Below are 6344 nucleotides of genomic sequence, written 5' to 3'. Positions count from 1 at the left end.
GCATGCCCGGCCGCGGGGCCCGCACGGCGGCGGGCCCCTCCCGCGGTCGCGCTAGTCCTCGATCTCGTCGATAGTCTCAGCGAACTGTGAATTATACAGCTCCGCGTAGAAACCGCCAAGCGCGAGCAGTTCCTCGTGCGTGCCCTGCTCCACGATGTCGCCGTCGCGGATGACGAGGATGAGGTCCGCGTTCTTGATGGTGGACAGGCGGTGCGCGATGACGAACGAGGTGCGCCCGGCCATGAGGTTGTCCATGGCCTTCTGGATGCGCTCCTCGGTGCGGGTGTCCACCGAGCTCGTGGCCTCGTCGAGGATGAGCATGCGGCGGTCGGCCAGGATGGCGCGCGCGATGGTGAGCAGCTGCCGCTGGCCCTGGCTGATGTTGCTGGCGTCCTCGTTGATCTCGGTATCGAAGCCCTCGGGCAGCGTCTGGATGAAGTGGTGGACGTAGGCGGCCTTCGCCGCCGCCTCCACCTCCTCGTCGGTGGCGTCCAGCTTGCCGTAGCGGATGTTGTCGCGGATGGAGCCGTTGAACAGCCACGTGTCCTGCAGCACCATGCCGAACATCGAGCGCAGGTCGTCGCGCGCGAAGTCGCGGATATCGTGGCCGCCTATCTTGATGGAGCCCGACTGCACGTCGTAGAAGCGCATGAGCAGCTTCACCATCGTGGTCTTGCCGGCGCCGGTGGGTCCCACGAGCGCCACGGTCTGGCCCTCGGTCACGCGCGCCGAGAAGTCCTTGATGACGGGCTTCTCCGGATTGTAGCCGAAGTGCACGTGATCGAATTCTACCTCGCACTCCACCTGCGACGACGTGATCGTCGCGTGGTCCGGCTCCTCCTCGGGCTCGTCCAGGAACTCGAAGATGCGCTCGGCGGCGGCGGCCATCTGCTGCAGCACGTTCGACACCTGCGTGAGCTGCGTGATGGGCTGCGTGAAGTTCTTCACGTACTGGATGAACGCCTGGATGTCGCCCACGGTGATGATGCCCTGCACGGCCAGGAAGCTGCCCGTGATGGCCACGGCCACGTACCCCAGGTTACCCACGAAGTTCATGATGGGCTGCATGAGGCCGCTGAAGAACTGGCTCTTCCATGCCGAGTTGTACAGGCGCGCGTTCGTCTCGTTGAAGTTGTCCACCGTGCCGTCCTCGCGGTTGAACGCCTTCACGATGGCGTGGCCCGAGAACGTCTCCTCCACCAGGCCGTTGATCTCGCCGAGCGTGCGCTGCTGCGCCAGGAAGAACTTCTGCGAGCGCTTCACCACCACCATGATGAGCACCACCGACACCGGCAGGATGACCACGGTGACGAGCGTCATGAGCGGGTTGATGGTCAGCATCATGACGAGCACGCCGATGATGGTGGTGACGGACGTTATGAGCTGGGTCACGCCCTGGTTCAGGCTCTGCCCGAGCGTGTCCACGTCGTTGGTGATGCGCGAGAGGGTGTCGCCCACCGAGTTGCGCTCGAAGTAGCCCATGGGCATGCGGTCGATCTTCTCGGCGATGGAGCGGCGCAGCTCGTAGCTCGTGCGCTGCGATACCGACGACATGATCCAGCCCTGCACGAACGAGCAGGCTGCGGACAGCAGGTACAGCCCCAGCGTGAACAGGAGTATCTGCGCGATGGCGTCGAAGTTTATGCCGCCCGAGCCGTCGATCTTCGCCACGATGCCGTTGAACAGCTCGGTCGTGGCCGTGGAGAGCACCTTGGGTCCAACGATGTTGAACACCGTGGAGCCGATGGCGAACACGAGCACCACCACGAGCGCCGCCTTGAAACGGCCCATGAAGCCGATCATCTTCTTGAGCGTGCCCTTGAAGTCCTTGGGCTTCTCTCCGGGCATCATGCCGTGCCCGGGGCCGTGGCCGCCCATGGGGCCGCGGCGCGTGGCCGCCCCGTCCGTCTGCGCGCTCATGCCGCATCACCCCCGTTCAGTTCCTCGGCCGAGAGCTGCGACATCGCGATCTCCCGGTACTCCTCGCAGCCCTCCATGAGCTCGTCGTGCGTGCCCTGGCCGACGATCCGGCCGTCGTCGAGCACGACGATCTTGTCGGCGTGCAGGATGGTGGAGATGCGCTGGGCCACGATGACCACCGTCTTGCCGCCCAGGCGCGTGTGCAGCTCCTGGCGCAGCGCCGCATCGGTCTTGTAGTCGAGCGCCGAGAAGCTGTCGTCGAAGAGGTACGCGCGGGCCTCCGTGGCCAGCGCGCGGGCGATGGCCAGGCGCTGGCGCTGGCCGCCCGACACGTTCGTGCCGCCCTGCGACACCTCGGCGTCGAGCCCCTCGGCCTTCGAGGCGATGAAGTCGGCGGCCTGGGCCACCTGGGCCGCCAGCTCCACGCGCTCCTCGGGCATGCCCTCGTCCGAGTACGCGATGTTCGACTGGATGGTGCCGCTGAACAAAAACGCCTTCTGCGGCACGTAGCCCAGCTGCGCGCGCAGAGCCTCCTGGCTCACGTCGCGCACGTCCACGCCGTCCACGGTGATGGAGCCGCAGGTGACGTCGTAGAAGCGCTCGATGAGCTTCACCACCGTCGACTTGCCCGAGCCGGTGGAGCCGATGATGGCCGTGGTCTGCCCCGGCTCGCAGGCGAAGTCCAGGTTCTCCAGCACGCACTCGGCCGAGTCGCCGTACTTGAAGCTCACGTCGTCGAACACGATGCGGGCGCCGCCCGTGCGGCCGGCCAGCTCCGCGTCGCGCGCCTTCCCGGGCGCAGGGTCGCAGATGGTGGGCTGCTTCGAAAGCACCTCGTCCACGCGCTGCGCGGCCACGTCGGCGCGCGGCAGCATGATGGAGATCATGCCGATCATGAGGAAGCCCATGATGATGACCATGGCGTAGGTGATGAACGCGATGAGGTCGCCCGTCTGGATGGTGCCGTTGTCGATGTAGGAGCCGCCCACCCACACGATGAGCACCGACACGCCGTTCATGATGAGCATCATCAGCGGCATCATGAACGTCATGACGCGGTTCGTGAACAGCTGGGTCTTCATGAGGCGCGTGCTGGCCACGTCGAAGCGCTGCTCCTCGAAGGGCTGGCGGTCGAACGCGCGGATGACGGGCAGGCCCGTGAGTATCTCGCGCGACACGAGGTTCACGCGGTCGATGAGCTTCTGCATGATCTTGAACTTGGGCATGGCCACCTTCATGAGCACGACGATGAGCACGCCGATGACCACTACGGCCAGCACGATGATCCAGCTCATGGCCAGGTTCGTGCGCGACACCATGATGATGCCGCCGATGGCCAGGATGGGCGCGTACAGCACCATGCGCAGCAGCATGACCGTGACCATCTGCACGAGTTGGATGTCGTTCGTGCCGCGCGTGATGAGCGAGGCGGCCGAGAAGCTCTGCACCTCGGCGTCGGAGAACGACACCACCTGGCGGAAGAGCTTCGCGCGCAGCGTGGCGCCCACCTTGGCGGCCGTGCGCGAGGCGATGAAGCCCACGAGGATGGCCACCGCCATGCCCAGCGCCGCGAGGCCCAGCATGGTCAGGCCGATGCGCACGAGGTAGCGCATCTGCATGTCGGAGAGGTTGTAGCCGAGCTGCTCGTACTCCGCGCGAGCAGCCGCGATGGCCTGCTGGTCGACGATGGAATCGCCCATGTCGCCCATCTGCTCCTTCGCCTTGTCCAGCATGTCGAGGATCTGCTGTTTCTGGACGGCGCCCGCCTGGTAGGCCTGCAGGGCCTGGTCGAGGTCGAGGTCGGGGATCTGATGGGAGTAGTGGATGGCCACGAGCGGCAGCGACACCATGCGGTCGAGCTCGGCCTGCTCGCGCTCGCCCTGGGCGTTCAGCTTGTAGGTGCCCTGGTCGGTCTCGTCGTAGGCGGCCTCGAACGTCTTCTCGTCGCCCTCGGGCAGCATCATGGCCACGAGGTCGTGGGTGCGAGCCGTCATCTCCTCGGTGGCGGCGTGCTCCACGCCCGACTGCTGGATGCCCACGTCCACGATCTGGGACGTGTAGTTCGGCAGCGCAAGGTCGGTGAACGCCTGCACGATGAGCAGGCACACGATGAGCGCGACCGCGATCTTGGAGTTCTTGAGGTAGCGGACTATGCGCACGGGGCATCTCCTCCTTCAGGGTCGCGCGGTGCGGAGGGCGCGGGGCCGCAAGGACACAGCGCCGACTCGCCGCCCGCGTGCGTGCGGTCGTGGAACTCGACGACGCGCTTGAGGATGCGCACAAGATGCGCCATGTCCTCCTCGCCCACGAACGCCATGACCTGCTCCATGTGCTCGTCGCGCATGCGACGCCCCTCCGCGGCGAACCGGCGGCCCTCGGCGGTGAGGCTCACCGTGACGGCGCGGTAGTCGTCCCCTGCCCGGCGCCGCTCGATCAGACCCTTCTCCTCGAGCGCCTTGAACGTCTGCGACAGCGCGCTGGGCGTCGTGTGCGAGAGCTCCGCCACGCGGCCGGGCCTGATGGGCTCGCCATGCTCCTCCAGCATCGCCACCGTCATCATGGTGCGCGCCTCCGACGGCGTCACGCCTTCGGGCGTGGGCGGGGTGATGCGGTCGTGCCGCATGCGCTGCATGAGCTCGTACAGCCCGCGCTTCGTCTCGGCGAACGATTCGTCCACGGCGTCTCCTTTCCTGATCTCCCTTGTAGTTTAGCTGCTAAACCTTAGCATAATTTAAATTTTAGTTTCTAAATTGTTTACACGGACACAGAACCTGCACGAATGCCGCGCAACAGCCCCTTCGGCAACCTGACTTCGCGATTCGAAAAAACTCAAAATAGGGTATTGCGCCGGATGGACGCTACCGGTAGAATAATCCGCGCTGCAAAGCACGGGGTGTTAGCTCAGTTGGTTAGAGCGCCGGCCTGTCACGTCGGAGGTCGCGAGTTCAAGTCTCGTACATCCCGCCATTGGAATCTGGAAAACCCGCCTCGTGCGGGTTTTTTCTTTGAGGCGAAAAGTATGAATTAGGGTATTGCGCGAGAAGGCAACACCCGGTAGAATAACCACCACTGCTTCACGGGGTGTTAGCTCAGTTGGTTAGAGCGCCGGCCTGTCACGTCGGAGGTCGCGAGTTCAAGTCTCGTACATCCCGCCATCAGAATTCGAAGGCTCCGGGCGATTTCGCCCGGAGCCTTTTTGCCGTTATCGACGCCTGGGAGCACCTGCGAACATCCCATCCGGCCGGAGGGATGCTCGTGCCCTGGAATTAGCCCTCTGGGCATATACCTCCGTCCCGCCGCGTACTCTATACTCGGGAAAACGCGCCCGGCGGCGCGCCTGCGTCCGCAACCGATAAAGGAGGGTCCATGGAGGAGAATCCCCGCACCACGTCCGGCGCCGCGCCGGCGGACGACTCTGCCCCCGAGCCGCGGAGGAACGCCGCGCGACCGTCGCGCGACGGCATACCCAGCCGCAGCGACAAGGAGGCTTACGAGGCCTGGCTCAAGCAGCTGAAGGCACCCGACCGCTCGAACTGCCGGGCTTGATAGCCGCCCGCGGCATCGGTCGATGCCGTAAGAGCCCGCTTCGGCCGTATACGGCCGAAGCGGCAAGGGGGCGGGGACGATACCTCGTCCCCGCCCCCTAGCACCATCCCGTCGAGCAGCGCGTCAGGCGCGTTGCTCGATGCGCGTGAGGGTGACGACGCGCAGGCGCTCGTCCGGCGCGCAGGACTCGGCGGAGAGGCTGTCCTCTGGAAGGCCGCTCGGCGCATCCGCCGCGGCGCCGAGCGCGGGCGTATCCGCCCCTGCAGCGTTGTACGCATCCACGCAGGCGTGCAGCAGCACGTCGGGGCGCAAGGAGCCCGTGGGCTTCGCCTCGAGGGCGAACGTGGCCACGGCGCCTGCCAGCTCGATGCCGCCCATGAGGAAGTCGGCTGTGCGCAGCACCTTCTCCTTCTTCTTGCGCACGACGGTTATCTCGTCGGGCACCGGAAGCGCGGCGGGCGCGCACGACAGCAGCGCTCGGTACGTGCTCACCGGGTACGCAACGGAGGCGGCAGGCGCGCCAAGCTCGATGTAGCGGCACTCCTTCGCCATGAGGTCGGGGGCGCTGGCCGCCTGGAGCGCCTCGAGCGCCCGCTCGGGAGCCACGTAGCGCGTGAGCTGCAGGTCGAACACCTCGTGCAGCCCTCCCACGCCCACGGGCAGCGCGGCACCGAAGGCGATCTTCATGTGGGGCGAGAAGCCCTGGCTGATGGCGAACGGCAAGCCGGCGCGCCGCACGGCGCGCTCGAGCGCGCGGGCCACCTCGAGGTGGCTCAGCAGCGCCAGGCGCCCCTGCTTGCCGAATTCCACGCGCAGGCGGAAGTTGCGGGGATCAGCCACGGGGAACCTCCTTCCCGGATGGGGACAAGGGGACGGTT

5 protein-coding genes and 2 tRNA genes are annotated in these 6344 nt (G+C 66.1%); 3 read left to right on the top strand and 4 right to left on the bottom strand.

Annotation, left to right across the window (positions count from 1 at the left end; translation table 11 throughout):
* Nucleotides 1-51: 51 nt before the first annotated feature.
* From GPA_RS10875 to GPA_RS10865, 3 genes are read right to left on the bottom strand one after another with little or no spacing between them, the layout of a single operon-like run.
* The gene (locus GPA_RS10875) at nt 52-1920 is read right to left on the bottom strand and encodes an ABC transporter ATP-binding protein (RefSeq protein WP_015539894.1); all 1869 of its coding nucleotides are present in this window, start codon (nt 1918-1920) and stop codon (nt 52-54) included.
* Nucleotides 1917-4079, bottom strand: a complete 2163-nt coding sequence (locus tag GPA_RS10870) for an ABC transporter ATP-binding protein (RefSeq protein ID WP_041239499.1) — start codon at nt 4077-4079, stop codon at nt 1917-1919. The genes GPA_RS10875 and GPA_RS10870 overlap by 4 nt, the downstream gene beginning before the upstream one ends.
* On the bottom strand, nt 4070-4597 hold the full coding sequence (locus tag GPA_RS10865) for a MarR family winged helix-turn-helix transcriptional regulator (RefSeq protein WP_041239498.1): 528 nt from the start codon (nt 4595-4597) through the stop codon (nt 4070-4072). The genes GPA_RS10870 and GPA_RS10865 overlap by 10 nt, the downstream gene beginning before the upstream one ends.
* A 213-nt stretch (nt 4598-4810) precedes the next feature.
* Between GPA_RS10865 and GPA_RS10860 the strand changes: the two genes are divergently transcribed.
* From GPA_RS10860 to GPA_RS10850, 3 genes are all read left to right on the top strand, one after another.
* A tRNA-Asp gene (locus GPA_RS10860) sits at nt 4811-4887 on the top strand.
* A gap of 111 nt (nt 4888-4998) precedes the next feature.
* Nucleotides 4999-5075, top strand: a tRNA-Asp gene (locus tag GPA_RS10855).
* A gap of 211 nt (nt 5076-5286) precedes the next feature.
* A complete protein-coding gene (locus GPA_RS10850; RefSeq protein ID WP_015539893.1) occupies nt 5287-5466 on the top strand; it encodes a hypothetical protein in 180 nt (59 codons plus the stop codon).
* Between the two features lie 123 nt (nt 5467-5589).
* Here the strand turns inward: GPA_RS10850 and GPA_RS10845 are convergent, their stop codons facing one another.
* A complete protein-coding gene (locus tag GPA_RS10845; protein ID WP_041239497.1) occupies nt 5590-6306 on the bottom strand; it encodes a TIGR03936 family radical SAM-associated protein in 717 nt (238 codons plus the stop codon).
* Between the last annotated feature and the right edge of the window lie 38 nt (nt 6307-6344).

Origin of the sequence: Gordonibacter pamelaeae 7-10-1-b, assembly GCF_000210055.1 — a bacterium.
GTDB classification, from domain to species: domain Bacteria; phylum Actinomycetota; class Coriobacteriia; order Coriobacteriales; family Eggerthellaceae; genus Gordonibacter; species Gordonibacter pamelaeae.
Note: the sequence above shows the minus strand (reverse complement) of the source record. Positions and strands in the feature narration are given on the sequence as shown.

Excerpts from the sequence above, each read along its gene's own strand:
- GPA_RS10875 (WP_015539894.1), bottom strand. The coding sequence starts at position 1,920 with ATGAGCGCGCAGACGGACGGGGCGGCCACGCGCCGCGGCCCCATGGGC.
- GPA_RS10850 (WP_015539893.1), top strand. The coding sequence starts at position 5,287 with ATGGAGGAGAATCCCCGCACCACGTCCGGCGCCGCGCCGGCGGACGAC.